Origin of the sequence: Rosenbergiella gaditana, assembly GCF_018494065.1 — a bacterium.
Classification (GTDB): domain Bacteria; phylum Pseudomonadota; class Gammaproteobacteria; order Enterobacterales; family Enterobacteriaceae; genus Rosenbergiella; species Rosenbergiella gaditana.
The window spans coordinates 1-19,949 of sequence record NZ_JABBFR010000009.1 but is presented as its reverse complement, the minus strand read 5'-3'; the positions used below and the strand labels follow the sequence as shown (position 1 = coordinate 19,949).

Here is a 19,949-nt window from a genome sequence, read left to right as displayed (position 1 = left end):
AAGTGACTTAGCTCAAAACTCGCATAGCTGTTCGAAAAATAGCCATTGATCTCGCAAGTGAAGAAGGGTAAAAAGGAGAAGGTGATGAATTTATCACCACTTCTTTTAACCAACTATCTTTATGAGGGTAAACGGATATGAAGAGACAAAAACGCGATCGTTTGGAAAGAGCTTACTCACTGGGGTACAAGACAGGAAAAAGCGGGCGATCGAAAGAACTCTGTCCCTATCAAACGTTAGACTCAAGGTCACATTGGTTAGGAGGTTGGCGTAAGGCGATTGAAGAGCGCTCAGCCTTCGCATAAGACGAGAAATAAAAAAAGCAGATTTAAAAAATCTGCTTTTTTTGTGCGGTCTATTCTAGAAAGACTCTGTATCTTTGAAGAGGCCCACTTTAAGGTCCGAGGCGGTATAAATCAGTTTACCGTCAACAAATACCTCACCATCGGCAACGCCCATCACTAATTTACGGTTGATGACGCGTTTGAAGTGAATCTTATAAGTGACTTTTTTAGCTGTTGGCAGGACTTGTCCAGTGAATTTAACTTCACCCACACCGAGTGCGCGGCCTTTACCTTCTGCGCCTAACCAGCCCAAATAAAACCCTACTAACTGCCACATGGCGTCTAAGCCGAGGCATCCTGGCATGACAGGATCATTGACGAAGTGACACTTGAAAAACCACAGTTCTGGGTTTATATCGAGTTCAGCTTCGACGAAGCCTTTATCAAAGTGACCACCGCTTTCAGACATGAGAACAACTCTATCCATCATTAACATATTGTCTGCAGGAAGCGGAGGTCCGTTCTCACCAAACAATTTTCCCTGTCCTGACGCGATAAGGTCATCTTTGCTGTAGGATTCGCGTTTATCTACCATAGTTACATTTAGCCCTTTTCAATTGAAGCCCGAAGAATAGCGTACACTTGTACGCTGAGCAAGAGTTGTTAATCACGCTTCAGCCAGTTTAGCCATCGCGAAGGAGAAAAAAATCCTCCCCGAGCTTTTACAGGCTGTTGGGCTTCATCAATACGTTGTTGGATGATACCCAGGAGAGACTCGTCATCATTCTCAGCCACCCACGGTAACGACATCAGCAGCTGAAGTGCCTGATCTACCGAACTGACTGGCCATAAGTGAAACTGCTGTTGTTTGACTGCCTCAATGACCTCATCTGACAACGATAAATGACAACAATTCCGTTCAGGTAAAATCACGCCTTGTTTTCCAGTAAGACCTTGTTGTAAACAAAGGTGGTAAAACCCCTCAATTTTTTCATTCAAGCCTCCGACAGGCTGGACATTACCGAATTGGTCAACGGAGCCAGTTACTGCAATCGATTGTTGGAGAGGTCTAAGGGAGAGTGCGCTGATCAATACCGCTAGCTCAGCCAGAGAAGCACTGTCGCCATCAACCTCTGCGTAGGATTGCTCGAATACCATCGATGCGGAAAAAGGAAGCTGTTGCTCAAGCTCAAGTTCAGCGATCAGCCACGCCTCAATGATCATCATCCCTTTAGCGTGGATATTGCCTGAAAGCTCGGCTTTACGTTCGACATCGTTTATTTCCCCGTCGCCATAGTGCACTAAGCAACTAATCCGTGCAGGTTCTCCCCACGGTAGAGGGTGCCCAGGAAGGTCTAAGACGGATAACCCGTTGATTTGTCCAATTCTTTCACCCTCTGTCTCTAATAAGCTATGGGGGGCAGCTAAATCACGCTGTAGGGTTTCTGGTAAGTAACTTTCGCGCCATTTTTGTTGTGCCAGAGCTTGGCTTAAGCTGCTTTCTGTCAGTTCTTGCCCCGCAGCATAAGCCGCGCCGAGCTGCTTGTGTAACCATGTCGGGTTAATAGGTAGACGATGCTGCTCATTAGTATACCGCGAGGCTTCGCGTGTCAGCCGTAATAAAAAGCCGACATCGGGTGCGGGAAGCGCTAAAGCTTGCGCCTGTGAGGCCACCCAGGCAGCCCAGACGACCACTTGATGATCAGTAATGACTTCAGCGGTCTCTTCTATTTCTGTATAAACAGCATTCGCATGGAACTCCGGCTCGCTATCACTAAATTCCGCTAAACTCTCTCGACCGCCGACTAAAATTAGGTTAATGGAAAGAGGGAAGTCCGGAATCTGGACTGGGATAGGGCGGCGAGGGTCCGGAGAATACCAAGAAAAAGAGTGGCCACTGATGAATTTTTTCAGTCGCAACCACATCAGTGGCTGTGATAAAAGGCAGTGAAGGGATAGGATCAACGTTCCGCCATTCGCCTTATGTAACAGACCGAGTTCGGGAGTCCAAATACCCTGCTGTTCAGAGAGATAACCAAATAATTGATCTGATTCAATCCAATCAGCATAATAAACCGTAGATTCATTATGTTGAGCCACCACTTTCTGTAATTGAAATTGATTAGCAACGGGTGAATGGTACACCCACTGGTCAACACGTTTTGATGGCAATCTTTGCTCGACAATTTGAGCAAGCGCTTTCACATTAGTGGGATGCTCTTCAATCTTAATCAACAGTAAGGGTTGCACTGGATTATGATTAAGCTGATCAATAGCGTTGAGTAACCGAGGTTGCAAGGATTCTAAGCCAGACGCACTGGATGATAAGCCCTGTGAAAAAAGCGGAGCTAAACGCTTCGCATCGGGTATAAGTTCTTGCCATGAAAGTGTTGAGCTAGTCAAAGTAATCTTATTTTGCCTTGGACGTAAAAGGGTAATTATACCGTAGTTCGTAACTCGACACCATGTAACAGATGTATGACGACCACTGCTTTAAATTTGGCTGCAGAAAAACCTAAAGCTGGTATTCTAGTATTAAGTGATTAATTTTAAGGAACCTGATGAAATATTTACAGTTAGAGAATCTCGAGTCAGGCTGGAAATGGAAATATTTACTAAAAAAACACCGGGAAGGTGAATTGATCACGCGCCATATCGAGCAATCTGCCGCAGACGAAGCCGTGAAGCAGCTTATTACGTATGAGCACCAACCTGAACTCATCTTACGGTGGATTACCGAACATATGAATCCCCAGCTCTCTATTCGGATGAGCCAGACCATTCGAGCAAGACGTAAACGTCATTTTAATGCCGAGCAACAACACACTCGTAAGAAATCCATCGATTTAGAATATTTGGTGTGGCAGCGTTTAGCAGGGTTGGCACAGCGCAGAAGTAGTACGCTTTCAGAAACGATAGTGCAATTAATTGAAGATGCTGAGCGTAAAGAAAAATACGCTTCACAGATGAGTTCCTTGAAAGAAGATCTAGCATCAATTTTAGGGTCAAAAAAAGGATAAAAAAAACCCCGCTTAAGCGGGGTTTTTTCAATGTTATCTTAGCCTTGTGGCTGAGAAACAACATCTTTAACGCCTTTAACTTCGATTTCTACGCGACGATCTGGACCTAAGCAGTCGATCAGAGCAGCACGTTTCTTAACGTTGTCACAGGTGTTGCCAGTAACTGGGTTAGATTCGCCCATACCGCGTGCAGAGATCTTGTTAGACGGGATGCCTTTAGATACTAAGTAATCCACAACTGATTGAGCACGTTTTTCAGACAGGTTTTGGTTGTAGCTGTCAGAACCGATACGGTCTGTGAAGCCCAGAACAACAACTGAACCGTCTTTAGGATCTAAGTTGCTTAACTGAGAGTACAGTTGATCAAGAGCTGATTGACCAGAAGTTTTCAGCGTAGCTTTGTTGAAGTTGAACAGCACGTCTGATTTCAGAGTAAAGTGCTTAGTTTCAACAACTGGCGCTGGCGCTGGGGTTGGAGCTGGTGCAGGAGCAGCATCGTCTTGACCGAAACGGTAAGATAAGCCAAGGCTCAGCATGCCGTTGTCTGGACGTGCACCAGTGGTGTTACGGTCACCGATGTTGTTAACCCATTGGTACTCTAAACGAGCAGCCCAGTTCTTGTCCAGAGCGTACTCTAAACCAGCTGCAGCTAATGGAGAAACACCAGTGTCGATGTTGTGATGACCTTGGTAGTCTTTAGCATCTACACGCCATAACATACCACCTAAACGAGAGTACACGTCTAAGTCATCAGTGATTGGGTAGCTGAGTTTAGCAGCAAGTTGAACACCTTGACCGATGAATGCGCCGTGGTTTTGACCAGTATATTTCATACGGCCTAACCAGTCATAACCCATTTCGAAACCTAAGTATGGGTTTGCTTGATAACCAACGAATGCACCAGCACCCAATTGGTTGTCACGCGCTTCATTAGTCACTTGGTAGTGGTTACCAGAGAAACCAGTGTCGTGGTATTGAGACCAACCTAATTTACCACCAACGTACCAAGTGTCGTCTTTTGGTGCAGCTTGAGCAACGGTAGTTGCTAAACCTGCTAGTGCCACTGCAATTGCGATAGCTGTTTTTTTCATTTTGCGCCTCGTTATCATCCAAAATTGGCAATGAGCATAAAATTTGCTCTGGGTTGCAATGCTTCGCTGGGTCTTTTTCGCTCATTTTATACTCAGCTAAAACTGGAGGTTATTGAGCACCCTAGCGAGCTAAAGTCTACAACGTGTTTAAAAACTTACAAGTAAGATATAACGATGTATAGTAAAAAACAGCATTTTATACACATTCAGTTACATTTAAAACTGAACTTCATGCACGATAAAAAACTGAATAACCCTTGGAAACGTTGTCCTGCCTGAAAGTGGTAAAAAATTAGGCACAAATAAATTTTATAAAAATATTCTTCAGATAAATCTCAATAAACTTAAAGAAATGCGAAAGTGGGAATTTTTTGGTGACTGACTTGTCTGGCTGAACGATAGTTTGTTGAATTTTTGCGCAAAATAAAGACTACTGTATCAGACTCTTTAGCTAAATAATCGAGAGTATTTTGTTGTTCTACTGTTAGAGTGCTGTTTAACCATACAGTGATTACGCTATAATTCCCAGATTTGATCGCCTGAATCATAGAATCCATCTTCTGTTCGTTATTGAGCATAGGGACCTGAACTGATTTATTCAGGGAAATGCCTGAGTTCTCCAACCAAGCGCGGTCCAATTTATTCTCTGGAGTTAACCACAACATCCATTTTGCTTGCTGCCCAAGCTGCTTAATTGCAGGTAATAGCAGTAAATTGAGTAGGGTAGGGGATGCGTTGTCATAGCAAATTTGATTAATGCCGCCCAATGAGTGGGTTACCTCAGGTATAGCCAGTGTTTGCTTAGGGGTCTCATTAACAGAATGGGGTATGATCATGGTTAGCTCCTATGTACTGTATGGATATACAGTAATTATACTTCGACCAAAGATCAATCATTTCTTGCACACTTAGATAGATTTGGAATGCATCACGCGCAATTTATATTTATTAATTGAACAACTACTTCAAATTATTTAAGGTGAATATATCGATAAGGATATTTATATCAATGAGTTAGGTTGTTCTTGATCAGGAGGATCGAAATGAATAGTTCTCAACAGCGTATCGCTCAGTATAAGAAAAAAGTTGGCTACCTCGGGAGCATTGAGTCAAAGACCCAGTTTGGTGGGTATTCACTGTCGATTGACGATGTAGTGTTTGCCTTAGTCAAACAAGGCGGGATCTATTTACGGGGGAGTGAGGTTATGTCGCAATATCTTACAAACCACTCGCTCGCACCCTTTATATTTTGTAAAAGGGGCAGTGCCATCTCTCTAAATTATTTTAACGTTGATGATGAGTTATGGCAGGACGATGTCAATCTTCTGAAATTATCTCGTGCCGCATTATTGGATGCTCAACATTGTCGGACCTATAAACAATCTCATCGACGATTAAAGGATCTACCCAATTTAGGGATACGCTTTGAGACATTACTTAGGGAAGTTGGTATCCATACGGAGGAGCAATTCCGTCAAACTGGCGTTCAACAATGCTGGACGTTAATGCATGAACGTAATAAACACCTAGGGCTTCCCACACTTTTTTATTTACAAGGAGCCATCATGGGGTTACATCATGCCGTATTACCCCCTCACATCCGAGAAGGATTAATTGCTTGGCATCAAGAGTTTATTACTACCTGTAATAAAAATGCGGTCAAAAAACTTAGGGCATTAAGAGTGGCGCTTTAATTTTATTCATTTCACCTAAGTTATGGATAATCAATGAAACCTGTTGAATGATGAGCGCTTTTTGAGGTTCATCATCAATTTCAATTGAATCAGCCAGTGCTGTTAACTGCTTTAGTGCTTGCATGACCTCATCGCTTTGTAAATTCTGATAGTCCTCCACGTAAGCGGTAAGCGCATAGAGTAAATTTAGCAATTGCGGGTTATGAATACGTTGACGATGAGCCCCAAGCGCAGCGATATAACTCAATAGACTATGATTGGTACAGAGGATTGAAAAAGAAGCCTCTTTAGCATCAAGTGAAGACCACGCCTTATTCTCAGCTAAAGCGATCACTGAGGCTAGCTCTGCATCAGCATTGTGAGCATCTCTCCGAGCAATACGGTAGGAGACGCGATTGTCTTTGCCATCTTGATATTGTTGGGTGACGGCCTTCAAGTAGCGTAAGTTAGCCGTATAGGCTTTACTGATGACCTTAGAGAATTGCCGATAATGCCAATCGGGGAAGATATAGCTTACGGCGAGCCAAGCTAATCCACAGCCGACCAACGTATCGATAATACGCGGTAAGGCGACGTTAAAGCCTTCTCCAAGTAGATTGAAACAAAACAGTACCATTAGCGTAATGAATAGCGTGGCTTGTGCATACTGAACTTGTCTAAATAAAAAGAATAGAACGCCAAACAGAACGATAGCGACTAACTGCCCAGGTAAAGAGGGGATTAGCCAGAGTAGGGGAAGCCCAATCAAAATTCCTGCCAGCGTACCTATAACCCTCAACGCTAAGCGCCGTTTGGTGGCAGAATAATTGGGTTGGCAAACGAATAGCGACGTTAGCAGTATCCAATAGCCTCGTTCTAAGCTTATGGATTGAATAAATAGGTATCCTAAGCAGAGTACAACACTCACGCGTACGGCATGTCTAAATAAAGGTGATTTAGGAGTGAGATGGCTTTTAAAACGTGATCTAATATCTTGCCAGCCTTGCAAACCTTCAAACGAGAGCTCAGTGTCTATATTTTGCCAATCAATTGTAGACAGTTGTTCTGAAGCGACAGAGGCGAGTTGTTGATCAACCGCTCGTAAATTTTTAAGTAACCAACGCAATCGTTCACAGGTCTCTTTTTCTGCAAAAAGAGACACCCGCTCTAATGCGATCTCTGCATGAGTTAATGCGCGTTCGAAATGACGACTATGTTGGTAATCCTGTTTTGTTTGGAGACTTTCAGCGATTTCTCGGCAAGCCATTGCTTGGTGTCGAAGTAACCGCTCGAACCGGAACATTAATTCGTTGAAGTGCCAACTATCTTGTAAGCGAGGATGGTCGATATGTGATGAGTTAGCCCGTTCGTGGATCTCTTGCGCCACAAAATAGTAGAGTAATGCCCGTCGGCTGGTACTGCTGGCTCTATCACCGCGCAAGCGACTCTGAATTGCGGTCTTAACAATATTAAGCTGCTGAACTAACTGGCTATTGGCCATTGAGACCTTATAAAGGGGGCGCTCGCTGTGTGTCACGCCATCCGGATCGAACAGCGTCGCTTTGGCCTCTAAATATTTCGCTAACGAACTATAAGTATTGATTAATTGGGCTTCAACTGGACGGACAGGGAAGAGCAGATGGTTAATGAGAGTGAAAAGATAATACACTCCAGCACCCGCTAAGAGGAACAGGGGTTGACTATACCATTTCGGGAATAAGCCTATTCCCAACATCGTATAGATCGCAATTAAAATCGCCCCGAATGCAATCGTTGCATAGCGCTGACCGAGGGCACCCAGCATAATAAATGCCCAACTGGATAGCCCTAATCCGCCGATAAACAGCAGAGGGTGTGGGAAGAGAAGCTCAACGCTGACGGTAGCTATTGCAAAGCAGACGAGCGTGATGACAATATTTTTAAGCCGACCGGTTAAGCGATCGTCAATATCGGTTAACGCCGCGGCGACAATCCCAAGAATCAAGGGGATTGTCCAAATTACCGTATGATGGCGCCAAGCAAAAAGCGCGACGCAGCTCATTGCGACAAAAATTCGAACAGGTTCTTGCCACAACCGATTCAGAATATAATGTTGCCAGTGTTTATGTAGCACGCTGCGACCGGCCATCATTAGTTACCGTACTGTAGACGCGCAGCATTTTCACGCGCAATCTGGGCTTCCTCAACGCTGACAACCCTGCGTCCTACCGGCCATAATGCGATGACTGCAATCTTGAAATGCGCTATCCCCGTAGGAATACCAATAAGCGTTAAACATTGTGCTATACCGAGAGAGAGGTGTGAGAGGCAGAGCCACCAACCGAATAGCACAAACCAAACGATATTTAACAGAGTGCCACCTGAATTCATCAGCTTACTTTTATTTTCTGGTCTGAGGAGATCGACATGAATAGCCTCGTTACCGAAGGGTACGAAGGAAAGCTTAGTGATCTCCCAGCATGAACGGGTGAGGGGTAGAGTAAAAATAAAGACGACAGTCAGTAACGTGACAACTAACCAACAAAGGCTAGTAATGAAACCGCCGAGGAAAAAATTTAAAATATTAAGCACACTTCGCATGCAATGTTTATCCCTATTAAAGATTATGTCGAGGTAGATTTATCTGGAGGCTCAGCCTGTTGGCAGTTAAAATCGAAAACAGAGATAGTGTAAAACAATGGCCAGGTGCATGGAACTAAAAGCAACGTCAATCGGAAAGAAGCTCGCACAGCATCCCTATCATCGGGTTCGAATGCTTGCTGCTGGGGTCGAAGTCTCTGGTGATCATCACGAATATATCATCCCATTCAATCAATTGATCGGGGTTCGCTGTAAACGCGGTGTAGTATGGGGTGAGCTGGAATTCCAATTAGCGGATGAGAAAGTCGTGCGATTACACGGCACTGAATGGTCCGAAACGCAGCGATTTTGGCAATACTTGATGAAATCATGGCAATCCTGGACACAACAGATGGTCGTGATCAGTGACCAAGTGCTTACTGACCTACAGCAATTTATTCTCGATGTGGTTCAAAAAGATCGTTGGCTCACCCAAGAGGCCTTAAAGGGGTTGCAGACCCATATTCAGGAGGCTTTATCCGCACTCCCGCTGCCTAGTGAACGTCTCAAGGAGTTTCCTGACGGCTACCAACGCTGGCTATTTTGTGATGCATGGTTAACAGCCCCTGAATCGCAACGCCAATTACGCAATCGTCAGTGGATGACGCAGCTTGAAAAAACCTATGCAGAGTTTTTCGCAACCGTAGAGAGCTCCCCGCTGAATGCTTCTCAACGCCAAGCGGTGATGAATGACGAAAAGTCGGTACTGGTTTTGGCCGGTGCGGGTAGCGGGAAAACGTCTGTTTTGGTCGCGAAAACCGCTTGGTTAATGATGCGTAAGCAGGCACAAGCGGATCAAATCGTCATCCTGGCGTTTGGGCGTAAAGCGGCTGAAGAGCTTAATCAGAGAATTACCTTGCGAACTGGCTCGACGCAGGTCACGGCGAAAACTTTTCATGGTCTAGCCTTGGCGATTATTCAGCAGGTCACAAATAAAACGCCGAAAATTACCGAGTTAGAGAACAATACTGCTGAGCGGCATCAGTTATTACTTGAGCAGTGGGTGGAGCAGTGTAGTCAGAAAAAAGCCGCCGCTAATCAGTGGCGGCAATGTCTTGAAGACGATTTGGGCTGGACCTTGACGGAAACCGCTTATTGGCAACAACCAGATATCCAGAAAAAAATACCGCTGTTACTCGATAAGTGGTTGGGATTAGTCAGAATGCATGGCGGCACCCAAGCACAAATGATTGAATATGCCAAGGAAGATGAGCGGCCACTGTTTGCTAAACGTATTAAATTGATGACGCCTATTGTCAAAGCCTGGAAAGCCGCCTTAAAAGCTGAGGGCGCTGTGGACTTTGCAAGTTTACTGGAGCAAGCCTGTGGCCTAATTGAAAAAGGGCGCTTTATCAGTCCTTGGAAGTATTTATTAATTGATGAATTTCAGGATATTTCGCCACAACGGGCAAGATTAATCGCATTATTACGTCAGCAAAATAAGCATAGCCACTTATATGCCGTCGGCGATGACTGGCAAGCCATTTATCGTTTTGCCGGCGCACAACTCGATTTAACGACGAAATTTTCGCAATACTTTGGTGAGGCAGCACTGTGCCAATTGGACACAACCTATCGTTTCGATCAGCGGCAAAGCGATATTGCCTCACAGTTTATCCAGCAGAATCCTGCACAAATCAGCAAAATAATTACCAGCACCCGCCAAGGGAATAAGAAGTCGGTGACGCTCCTTCAAGAAACTCAGTTAGAGGCATTATTTGATAAGCTCAGTGGGTTTGTTACACAGCAAGAGACCATTTTGGTGTTAGGACGTTATCATTATCTTAGACCGAAAATCATCGATAAAGCAGCCACCCGCTGGCCAAACCTCACTATCGACTTTATGACGATCCATGCCAGTAAAGGGCGAGAGGCCGACTATGTGATCTTGTGTGGACTTAATGCCGGGAAGGAGGGGTTCCCTGCCGAGGCACAAGAAACAATTATCGAACGTGGATTGTTAATTGAGCAAGAAGCCTATCCTTATGCGGAAGAGCGTCGATTGGCCTATGTCGCCATGACCAGGGCAAAGCAGAGGTTGTGGTTATTGTATGACCCCAAAAACCCCTCTCCTTTTGTAAGCGAGCTTAAGCACTATGGCGTTCCCATTGCGAAAAAAGCGTAAGCCCCTTTAGGGGCTTAATGACGAAGAAGGGGAGAGGTGATTTTAGAACGCACACGTTCAGCAATATCATCTAATTCTGGGTTATCGAGATGCTCGTTGAGGATCTCACCCGTTAATTGTGATTCAGCGACATAAGTTTGTACCGTTTCGCCGCCTTCATCTTCCATGACGACATAATACCAAGGCAGAACCAGTAATCCTTCATGGATAATTAGGCTTTGAGGTGTCGGCGTTTGTAACGCATAAGCGGGATCCATATCGACAATAACCCCCAAAGCTCCCGTCAATTGGTGACGGACTTGTTGACCAATTCCAAATTTGCACTTGATCATAATAGTCTCCAACAGTGTATTGAAAGGAGATCTGGGGGCGGTTAGGTATTTTTCAAGTCAGTAGACTTGGCAAACAAAGCCTTTTAGATACAATCCTTCAGGATAAGCACTGCTTACTGGGTGATCAGCCGCTTGACGGAACTGTTCAATAAATTGCGCTGTTTTGCCGGCATCGACAGCGGCATCCGCAACAATCTTTTGAAAAAGGTCGGTGGTCATGAGTCCTGAACATGAGAAAGTCAGCAAGAAACCGCCTGGACGTAATAACTGCATGGCCAGCATATTAATATCTTTGTAACCGCGGCAGGCACCCATCAGTTGGTTTTTATTTTCCACAAATTTAGGTGGGTCCATCACGATAACATCGAAGCTTTGGCCTTCATCGCGGTAGCGACGTAACAACTTGAAGACATCATCACGCAGGAATTCGGCTTTTGATAAATCGAGTTGGTTCAGCGTTATATTCTGGCGTGCAATATCCAATGCTTCTTGCGAGGTATCTACGCTCGTGACTTTCTTACATCCGCCCATCAACGCAGAAACAGCAAATCCCCCCGTGTAGGAGAAGCAGTTCAATACTTCGGCATCTTGAGCATAACGACGTAGGCCGAAACGGCTATCACGTTGGTCAAGGTAGTAACCCGTTTTATGGCCATGTTGGATATCGACCAACAGCTTCATACCATGTTCAGTTATCGGTAATAGGGCGGGTGGGGTATCGCCAGAAATAACGCCTTGTACTGGCTCAAGACCTTCTTTCTTCCTTACGGCAACGTCAGAGCGGTCGTATAAATGACAATCCGGGAAAAGTTGCTGTAACGCCGTGATGAGGGCTGGGCGTTGGTATTCAGCGCCCGCTGACAGCAATTGTAAAACCAGAAACTGGCCGAATTTATCAATAGTAATGCCAGGCAAACCATCGGACTCCCCAGCAATCAAACGATAACTATCTAAATTATCTTTTTCGGCGAGCCAGGTACGTAATTTGAGCGCTTGTTCTACCTTACGAGTGAAAAAATCGATATCGATATTTTCCGTCGGGTCAAAACTCCACACTCGCGCACGAATTTGTGAGGAAGGAGAGAACGCGGCTTTAGCTAACCAACGACCGGTTGAGTCACAGATATCAACCGTTTCACCAGCCGTTGCTTTGCCTTCCATTTTGTTGATGGCCCCGGAAAAAATCCAAGGGTGTTTGCGAAGAAGTGATTTTTCGCGTCCTTTTGCAAGGATAATTCGTGCAGTCATAATATTCTTTACGTTAGGGGTGATATAAAGGAGTGCAGTCGATCAGCACGTTCAGTCATCAGGGGAGGTTTATTCCGCTATAAGCATTTAGCAGGCTTAGGCAATCCTGCGATTTTTGTAGCCTGCTTAGCAGGGCCTTCGGGAAAAAGGCGGAATAAATAGCGGCTATTGCCTTTCTCCTCACCATACTTTTTTGCCATCGCTTTCACTAGCATTCTGATTGCCGGTGAAGTATTAAACTCGCTGTAAAAATCTCTCACGAACAGGATAACTTGCCAATGTTCTGGGGTGAGGGTGATCTGTTCTTGCGTGGCAATAGCTTCGGCCAACGCTTCACTCCAATCACTGCTCTTTTTTAGATATCCTTCGCTATCTGTATCTATTTCTTTGTTGTCGAAAATCATCGTTAAAAATCTCATCAATCAATCGTTGGGATGGTATCAAGGTTTTTACCCAAAAAAATAGCCTTTATTTCTAAAGGCTAAACTCTTATTGATGATCACCAGAGTTAGTCGTTGCGCGAGGCAAAGCCCAACAGGCTGAGTAAGCTAACAAAGATATTATAAATCGAGACGTATAAGCTGACCGTGGCACGAATATAATTTGTCTCGCCACCCTGAATAATATTACTGGTTTCCCACAGGATAGCGGCGGAAGAAAACAGAATAAACAGGACGCTAATCGTCATCTGCAGAGCAGGGAGTTGCAGAAAAATATTGGCGATAACCGCGACGAGAAGTACGACGAAACCCGTTATCAATACGCCATTTAAGAAAGACATATCACGTCGTGTGGTGAGCACATAAGCTGAACAGCAGAAAAAGACCAGGGCAGTCCCGGCTAAGGCAAAAGCAATTGTCTCACCCATCCCCGTGCTTAAGTAACGACTAAGAATAGGGCCTAGGCAATAGCCAAGGAACCCGGTGAAAGCAAACGCAGCAAGGATACCGATTGGTCGATCAGCCAAGCGGTGTGTCAGATACATTAAGCCATAAAAGCCGACTAACGTCAGGATAAAACCTGGTGCCGGTAAGTTGAGAAGGATACTGGCAGCCGCTGTCATCGCAGAGAAAGCGAGTGTCAACCCAAGTAAGAAGTAGGTGTTGCGTAAAACGTGGTGCGAAGCTGAAGGATGGCTTTGACTGCGAGAAGTGATAATTTTTTCCATGATGAGTCCTTTATTATTTTTACTTGCACAAAGTAATCATAACCCAGTCAGGATTGAAGGGGTTTTACCCATCTTTACCTCACACCTATGCGGTTAAAAGATACTTTTTGCCGGTTTTATCATCACAAAGATCTTTTTTGCTTATTTTTCAAGCGAACGGTACATTTCGCTATTTACAATTTTTGGGGGAGTGTTTATAGTGCGCCTCATTGCGGAGGGGTGGCCGAGCGGCTGAAGGCAGCGGTCTTGAAAACCGCCGATGGGCAACCATCCGAGAGTTCGAATCTCTCCTCCTCCGCCACTCTTTAAGAAACCAGCCTAAGGCTGGTTTTTTGCATTTCTGCTGTCACCTACATCATTACCTATCGCTATTTTGTCCGTTATTACCCGACCTTGATTCACCAAGTGGGATCCACGTCAGACTATTTCTCAGTTAACCTATTCTAAAACTTTGTATTTGCTGAGTGAAAAGGAGAGTCAGTGAAATCGCCCGTTACATGTAAAGTCTCCCGGCAAGAAGCCACCTTGATCCTCATTACCCTGTTATGGGGCGCGACGTTTTTAATTGTTCACCATGCAATGCAAACCGCTAGCCCTTTCTTTTTTGTGGGGGTCCGTTTTGCTGTCGCTGCGTTACTGTTAGCCGCGGTATTTTGGCAAAGCCTGGCCGGAATGACGGCGAAAGATGTACAGGCCGGGATATTGATTGGGTTTTGTATCGCTATAGGTTATAGCTTTCAAACTTGGGGGATGCAGACCATCTCCAGTAGCCAATCGGCCTTTATGACAGCGATGTATGTCCCTTTAGTCCCGTTACTCCAATGGATTTTTCTTAAACGCCCACCGCGTCTGATGTCTTGGTGTGGCGTTGTCTTAGCCTTTGTTGGGCTACTCCTGCTGTCAGGGAATTCGGGAGAAACCTCACACGGCATGGGGATCGGTGAGTATGTTACGTTACTCAGTACCTTAGCGATTGCCGGGGAAATTATTCTCATTAGTGGTTATGCAGGGCAGGTGGATACCAAACGTGTCACCATCATTCAACTCGCTGCTGCCTCATTATTCTCGTTTTTGTTTATGGTGCCTGCAGGTGAAACCGTGAGTCATTTCTCGCCAACGGTTATCCTCAGCGCGGCGGGATTAGGGTTGATGAGTGCGATTATTCAATTGACCATGAACTGGGCACAACAGAGTATCTCACCCACACGTGCGACCGTGATTTATGCCGGTGAACCGGTTTGGGCGGGAATTTTTGGACGTATTGCTGGGGAAGTATTACCGAGCTTAGCGCTAGTTGGCGGGGCGTTAATCGTGGCTGGAGTCTTAGTCAGTGAATTAAAAATTAAACGTCGGCCTAAACAGCAGTAGTGTGAGAATAGACGGGCGATAAAGCCCGTCTTTTTTATTGATTATGACTGAATCGATTTACGTTTAAAAAACCAGCCAATGGCTAGAAGAATAAACCATATTGGCGTAACACAAAGCGCTTGGCGTGTGTCGGGTTGTAAGGTTAATAGCACAATAATAAAGGCAAAGAAGGCTAATACCACCCAGCACATCACTACTCCACCCGGCATCTTGAACGATGAACGTAGGTGCTTCTCTGGGAATTTTTTGCGATAAGCAAGATAAGAGCAGAGGATTATTGACCAGACAAACATGAACAGTATCGCGGAAACCGTGGTGACTAAGGTGAAAACGGTCATGACGTTCGGAATTAAATAGATTAATGCGACGCCCAAAAACAGACATAAGCACGAAAAAAGTAAGCCATTAACCGGAACAGAACGTTTAGATAATTTCCCGAATAATCGTGAAGCGACGCCCTGTTCTGACAGGCCAAATAACATACGACTGGTTGAGAAGATCCCACTGTTGGCTGATGACGCTGCAGAGGTCAAGACAACAAAGTTCACAATCCCCGCTGCTGCCGGAAGGCCAATCAACACGAACATGGCAACGAAAGGACTGCGAGCGGGATCAATTTCGTTCCAAGGCGTCACCGCCATAATCACACATAGCGCTAAGACGTAAAACATGATGATGCGAAGCGGAATGGAGTTAATGGCTTTAGGTAACACCTTTTGCGGATTATGTGTTTCTGCTGCAGCGGTACCGACCAGCTCAATCCCCACAAAAGCAAATACTGCAATTTGGAAACCCGCAAAAAAGCCCGAGATCCCTTTAGGAAACATACCACCATGAGACCAGATATTATTAAGGGAGGCGTAAGTGCCGTTAGGTAACGCATAGTGCGACGTGACCAACACAATTCCAACGATAATCAAACTGACGATAGCAATGATTTTGATGATCGCGAACCAGAACTCCATTTCACCGAACAATTTTACGGTGGCAATGTTAAGGATAAGGAAGGTCGCGACACAGAGGATGGCACTTAACCAGACCGAGAAATCAGGGAACCAAAATTGGAAATAGGCGCTGATCGCCACAATATCGGCGACGCCAGTGACTACCCAACAGAACCAATAGGTCCACCCCGTAAAGTAGCCGGCCCAAGGACCGAGTAAATCAGCAGCAAAATCACTAAAAGATTTATAGTCCAAATTAGCGAGCAATAATTCGCCCATTGCGCGCATCACAAAAAAGAGCATAAAGCCGATGAGCATATAGACAAATATGATCGAAGGACCGGCAAGGCTAATCGTTTTACCTGAACCCATAAACAAGCCGGTACCAATGGCTCCGCCAATCGCAATTAATTGAATATGTCGGTTATGCAAACTGCGTTTCAGTGAACCCGTACCCTTCTCAGGGTGCTGGGGATCGGTGAGATTCGTCATGACAAAATTTCCTGTGATGATAGTCAATCGTTATTGTTATTTTTAGAACGTACTATGGGTTTGTAACATACTCTGCTTCATTTTGAGAATAGGCGGTGAGGGATTGGCTGTCATATATGGCTAAAAAAGTGAAGAGAGGTGAAAATACCTCCTGAAACAGGAGGTAAATATTCATTAGGCAAGATAGGCGGCTTTGATTTGTTGCAGGGTTGCTGAGAATTGGGCTTTATCTTCGCCTTCTTCCAAGGTTGAAAGTTGGCGCTCCATACGCAGGATCGCTTTGCCTGCATCGACTTGCCCCATAGACTTCAGCATGCAGGCTAATAACATCTTCATACAGGTCACTTCTTTCGACAAACTTTCAACATCTTGAGCAGTCGTGATTGCTTGGCTCATTATGTTTTCTCCAATAGATGAAATAAATTTGGCTGATTATATCACAATAACTTTATTGCAATATAGCCGCGCACCTAGCTGATAGCGGTTATCTGAGCCATAATAGGTGAGGCAACGTTAAGCCATATCAGACAAATAGTAGACTTAGGACGGCGGCGTGACTGAACGATTTGATGCAAAAGAATTTCTAAAACATGTAACTCACCAACCTGGCGTATATCGTATGTATGATGCCAAACAACAGGTGATTTATGTCGGTAAAGCCAAAGACCTCAGAAAACGGCTGAGTAGCTACTTTCGTCAAAATGTTGGCAGTCGAAAAACGGAAGCCTTAGTGGCGAATATCGCTCAGATCGATGTCACCGTTACCCATACCGAAACCGAAGCGCTACTGCTTGAGCATAATTACATCAAGCTTTATCAACCCCGCTACAATGTATTGTTACGCGATGATAAATCGTATCCCTTTATTTTTCTCAGTGGCGATAAACACCCTCGTTTAGCGATGCATCGTGGGGCTAAACAGGCTAAAGGCGACTATTACGGCCCTTTCCCCAATGGTTACGCCGTTAAAGAAACCTTAATACTCCTTCAGAAAATTTTTCCTATACGCCAATGTGAAAACAGTGTTTACCGCAACCGTACTCGGCCCTGTTTACAATACCAAATTGGTCGTTGCTTAGGCCCTTGTGTTGAAGGCCTGGTCAGCGAGGAAGAGTACACACTGCAGACCGACTACGTTCGTCTATTCCTCTCTGGGAAAGATGATCAAGTTCTGCGTCAGTTAGTCTCAAGAATGGAACAGGCGAGTCAGGCCTTAAAATTCGAAGAAGCGGGAAGACTTAGGGATCAAATTCAAGCGGTACGTCGCGTGACCGAGAAACAGTTCGTCTCCAACCAAGGCGATGATCTCGATGCCATCAGTGTGGCCTACGATGCAGGATTAGCCTGTGTCCACGTGTTATTTATCCGCCAAGGCAAAGTATTGGGTAGCCGGAGTTATTTCCCGAAAGTCCCTGCTGACACCGAGTTGACCGAGGTGGTGCAAACCTTTGTCGGACAATTTTATTTACAGGGCAGTGAGTCTCGCTCGCTACCTACCCAAATTCTTCTTGATTTCCCTTTGCCTGAAAAAGAGGTGCTGAGCGAATCCTTATCGGCGTTAGCGGGGCGGAAAATTCAGCTGCAAACGCAACCGCGTGGCGAGAGAGCACGCTATTTGAAACTGGCTAGGACCAATGCGACTTCTGCGTTAGTCGCAAAGCGTTCACAATATTCTACATTATCGCAACGCTTTAAAGCGCTTACCGAATATCTTCAGCTTTCAACACTGCAACGAATGGAGTGTTTTGATATCAGCCACACAATGGGTGAGCAGACTATCGCCTCGTGTGTCGTGTTTGACCCTCAGGGGCCCGTTCGTGCCGAGTACAGACGATTTAATATCGAAGGTATCACTCCAGGCGATGATTACGCGGCGATGCGACAAGTATTACAACGCCGTTATGGTAAGCCTTTGGAGCCGGAAAAGATCCCGGATCTCATTATTATCGATGGGGGAAAAGGGCAGTTAGCACAGGCTATCGAGGTATTCGCTGAACTGGATGTTCCTTGGGACAAAACCAAACCTTTATTGTTAGGGGTCGCAAAAGGAACTGATCGTAAAGCCGGTCTCGAAACACTGTTTAAACTTCCGGTAGGGGAAGGGATGTCACTGCCTGCGGATGACCCTGCATTACATCTTATCCAACATATCCGTGATGAGTCCCATAATCATGCTATTGCGGGTCACCGTAAAAAACGGGCAAAGGTAAAATCAACCAGTGCTTTAGAAGATATAGAAGGGATTGGGCCGAAACGTCGTCAGCAGCTGTTGAAATATATGGGCGGATTACAGCCGCTGAAAAATGCCTCAATTGAAGAAATAGCCAGTGTTCCAGGTATTTCTTCTAGTTTGGCAGAAAAAATATTCTATTCACTCAAACACTAGCATTGAAACAGGGTGCACAATGTAGGAACATAAGGCTTCGCTCTCACTGCTAGGCCTTTGTTGCATATGCAATTTACAATACCGACGTATCTCACGTTTTTTCGCGTGATTTTGATCCCATTCTTCGTCCTTGCTTTTTATCTGCCTTTCAGTTGGGGGCCCACCGTAACGGCGCTACTCTTTGTCATTGCTGCAGTGACGGATTGGTTTGATGGCTTTCTTGCTCGCCGCTTAAAACAAACCACGGCTTTTGGGGCTTTCTTAGACCCGGTTGCTGATAAGGTATTGGTGGCGATTGCACTGGTATTAGTGACTGAACATTTTCATAGTTGGTGGATCACATTACCGGCTGCCACCATGATTGCCCGAGAGATCATTATCTCAGCATTACGTGAATGGATGGCCGAAATTGGTAAACGGAGTAGTGTAGCGGTTTCGTGGATTGGCAAATTCAAGACCAGTGCACAAATGTTTGCGCTGTTGGCACTTCTTTGGCGCCCAAGCGAAGCCTTCACTATTGTTGGGATTATCGCATTATATGTGGCTGCCATCTTAACGTTCTGGTCGATGTTTCAATATTTGAAGACGTCGAGTAACGATTTAATGAATTCTTAAGCAGTTTTTGTCTATCAATACGGCATTATGATGTTTTTTCAGACGGTCGAGACTGAAATGCCAAAAAAAGTGGTTGTGGCTATTGCCAACCCTAAGAAGACAGTCCATAATAGCCACCATTCCGAACAGGGATATGAATTAACACTTTGAAAAACAAGAAGTTAGTTCTAGCTGAAGAAGTTTACTTGTTTTAGGCAAGTATAAGAATTAAGGCGCGTTGGCAGAGTGGCTATGCAGCGGATTGCAAATCCGTGTACCTCGGTTCGACTCCGGGACGCGCCTCCAAATTCTGCCCAGGTGGTGAAATCGGTAGACACAAGGGATTTAAAATCCCTCGGCTGTAAGGCTGTGCGGGTTCAAGTCCCGCCCTGGGCACCATCGATATTAATACTAAGCACTGTGTGCAATGTCGAATTACCGCTAGCGCGGATATCAGTTTACAGTTAACCATTATTGGGTAACGCAGAAGTAAATCATTATCCCGTTTTGATAATGATAAAAAGAATTTGCCCAGGTGGTGAAATCGGTAGACACAAGGGATTTAAAATCCCTCGGCTGTAAGGCTGTGCGGGTTCAAGTCCCGC

The 19,949-nt window shown here is 45.2% G+C and carries 19 protein-coding genes and 3 tRNA genes; 10 read left to right on the top strand and 12 right to left on the bottom strand.

The window, feature by feature from the left end; translation table 11 throughout:
• Positions 1-137: 137 nt before the first annotated feature.
• A complete protein-coding gene (gene rmf / locus HH682_RS08055) occupies positions 138-305 on the top strand; it encodes a ribosome modulation factor (protein ID WP_092674719.1) in 168 nt (55 codons plus the stop codon).
• 55 nt (positions 306-360) lie between these two features.
• Here the strand turns inward: rmf and fabA are convergent, their stop codons facing one another.
• Positions 361-879, bottom strand: a complete 519-nt coding sequence (gene fabA, locus HH682_RS08050) for a bifunctional 3-hydroxydecanoyl-ACP dehydratase/trans-2-decenoyl-ACP isomerase (protein WP_214237070.1) — start codon at positions 877-879, stop codon at positions 361-363.
• Between the two features lie 68 nt (positions 880-947).
• Entirely contained in the window at positions 948-2,687 is a 1,740-nt protein-coding gene (locus tag HH682_RS08045) for an AAA family ATPase (RefSeq protein WP_214237069.1), read from the bottom strand.
• Between the two features lie 158 nt (positions 2,688-2,845).
• On the opposite strand from HH682_RS08045, the gene matP reads away from it, so the two are divergent.
• The gene (matP, locus tag HH682_RS08040) at positions 2,846-3,304 is read left to right on the top strand and encodes a macrodomain Ter protein MatP (protein WP_214237068.1); all 459 of its coding nucleotides are present in this window, start codon (positions 2,846-2,848) and stop codon (positions 3,302-3,304) included.
• Positions 3,305-3,342: 38 nt separating this feature from the next.
• On the opposite strand, the gene ompA is transcribed toward matP, so the two are convergent.
• Both ompA and HH682_RS08030 read right to left on the bottom strand, forming a co-directional pair.
• Complete coding sequence (ompA, locus tag HH682_RS08035) at positions 3,343-4,395, bottom strand: porin OmpA (RefSeq protein WP_214237067.1); 1,053 nt, start codon at positions 4,393-4,395, stop codon at positions 3,343-3,345.
• Between the two features lie 344 nt (positions 4,396-4,739).
• On the bottom strand, positions 4,740-5,231 hold the full coding sequence (locus HH682_RS08030; protein ID WP_214237066.1) for a SulA-like leucine-rich domain-containing protein: 492 nt from the start codon (positions 5,229-5,231) through the stop codon (positions 4,740-4,742).
• A gap of 207 nt (positions 5,232-5,438) precedes the next feature.
• On the opposite strand from HH682_RS08030, the gene HH682_RS08025 reads away from it, so the two are divergent.
• Positions 5,439-6,089, top strand: a complete 651-nt coding sequence (locus HH682_RS08025) for a TfoX/Sxy family DNA transformation protein (RefSeq protein ID WP_214237065.1) — start codon at positions 5,439-5,441, stop codon at positions 6,087-6,089.
• Here HH682_RS08025 and yccS read toward each other — a convergent pair.
• Complete coding sequence (gene yccS, locus HH682_RS08020) at positions 6,064-8,199, bottom strand: YccS family putative transporter (RefSeq protein ID WP_214237064.1); 2,136 nt, start codon at positions 8,197-8,199, stop codon at positions 6,064-6,066. The two genes, HH682_RS08025 and yccS, sit on opposite strands and share 26 nt — an antisense overlap.
• Entirely contained in the window at positions 8,199-8,648 is a 450-nt protein-coding gene (locus tag HH682_RS08015; RefSeq protein ID WP_214237063.1) for a YccF domain-containing protein, read from the bottom strand. Before HH682_RS08015 ends, yccS begins: the two co-directional genes overlap by 1 nt.
• A 109-nt stretch (positions 8,649-8,757) precedes the next feature.
• Here HH682_RS08015 and helD point away from each other — a divergent pair, with 109 nt between their 5' ends.
• The gene (helD, locus tag HH682_RS08010) at positions 8,758-10,812 is read left to right on the top strand and encodes a DNA helicase IV (protein WP_214237062.1); all 2,055 of its coding nucleotides are present in this window, start codon (positions 8,758-8,760) and stop codon (positions 10,810-10,812) included.
• A 14-nt stretch (positions 10,813-10,826) separates the two neighbouring features.
• Here helD and hspQ read toward each other — a convergent pair whose 3' ends face one another.
• The 4 genes from hspQ to yccA form a co-directional block, all read right to left on the bottom strand.
• Positions 10,827-11,144 carry a heat shock protein HspQ gene (gene hspQ / locus HH682_RS08005; protein ID WP_214237061.1) on the bottom strand — a complete coding sequence of 106 codons (318 nt, stop codon included), beginning with the start codon at positions 11,142-11,144 and terminating at the stop codon, positions 10,827-10,829.
• Between the two features lie 57 nt (positions 11,145-11,201).
• A complete protein-coding gene (rlmI, locus tag HH682_RS08000; RefSeq protein WP_214237060.1) occupies positions 11,202-12,392 on the bottom strand; it encodes a 23S rRNA (cytosine(1962)-C(5))-methyltransferase RlmI in 1,191 nt (396 codons plus the stop codon).
• A 77-nt stretch (positions 12,393-12,469) separates the two neighbouring features.
• Positions 12,470-12,796 carry a sulfurtransferase TusE gene (tusE, locus tag HH682_RS07995; protein ID WP_214237158.1) on the bottom strand — a complete coding sequence of 109 codons (327 nt, stop codon included), beginning with the start codon at positions 12,794-12,796 and terminating at the stop codon, positions 12,470-12,472.
• 104 nt (positions 12,797-12,900) lie between these two features.
• Positions 12,901-13,560 carry an FtsH protease modulator YccA gene (yccA, locus tag HH682_RS07990; protein WP_214237059.1) on the bottom strand — a complete coding sequence of 220 codons (660 nt, stop codon included), beginning with the start codon at positions 13,558-13,560 and terminating at the stop codon, positions 12,901-12,903.
• Between the two features lie 213 nt (positions 13,561-13,773).
• Here yccA and HH682_RS07985 point away from each other — a divergent pair.
• Positions 13,774-13,861: transfer RNA gene (locus HH682_RS07985), tRNA-Ser, on the top strand.
• Between the two features lie 179 nt (positions 13,862-14,040).
• Positions 14,041-14,928 carry a DMT family transporter gene (locus tag HH682_RS07980; RefSeq protein WP_214237058.1) on the top strand — a complete coding sequence of 296 codons (888 nt, stop codon included), beginning with the start codon at positions 14,041-14,043 and terminating at the stop codon, positions 14,926-14,928.
• A 41-nt stretch (positions 14,929-14,969) separates the two neighbouring features.
• On the opposite strand, the gene cycA is transcribed toward HH682_RS07980, so the two are convergent.
• Both cycA and HH682_RS07970 read right to left on the bottom strand, forming a co-directional pair.
• A complete protein-coding gene (gene cycA / locus HH682_RS07975; protein WP_214237057.1) occupies positions 14,970-16,364 on the bottom strand; it encodes a D-serine/D-alanine/glycine transporter in 1,395 nt (464 codons plus the stop codon).
• 174 nt (positions 16,365-16,538) lie between these two features.
• Positions 16,539-16,760, bottom strand: a complete 222-nt coding sequence (locus HH682_RS07970; protein WP_214237056.1) for a DUF2594 family protein — start codon at positions 16,758-16,760, stop codon at positions 16,539-16,541.
• Between the two features lie 157 nt (positions 16,761-16,917).
• Here HH682_RS07970 and uvrC point away from each other — a divergent pair, with 157 nt between their 5' ends.
• The 4 genes from uvrC (at position 16,918) to HH682_RS07950 (ending at position 19,743) form a co-directional block, all read left to right on the top strand.
• Complete coding sequence (uvrC, locus tag HH682_RS07965) at positions 16,918-18,750, top strand: excinuclease ABC subunit UvrC (RefSeq protein ID WP_214237055.1); 1,833 nt, start codon at positions 16,918-16,920, stop codon at positions 18,748-18,750.
• Between the two features lie 66 nt (positions 18,751-18,816).
• Positions 18,817-19,365, top strand: coding sequence for a CDP-diacylglycerol--glycerol-3-phosphate 3-phosphatidyltransferase (pgsA, locus tag HH682_RS07960; RefSeq protein WP_214237054.1), 549 nt, complete (start codon positions 18,817-18,819; stop codon positions 19,363-19,365).
• Positions 19,366-19,576: 211 nt separating this feature from the next.
• Positions 19,577-19,650: transfer RNA gene (locus HH682_RS07955), tRNA-Cys, on the top strand.
• Between the two features lie 6 nt (positions 19,651-19,656).
• A tRNA-Leu gene (locus HH682_RS07950) sits at positions 19,657-19,743 on the top strand.
• Positions 19,744-19,949: the final 206 nt, after the last annotated feature.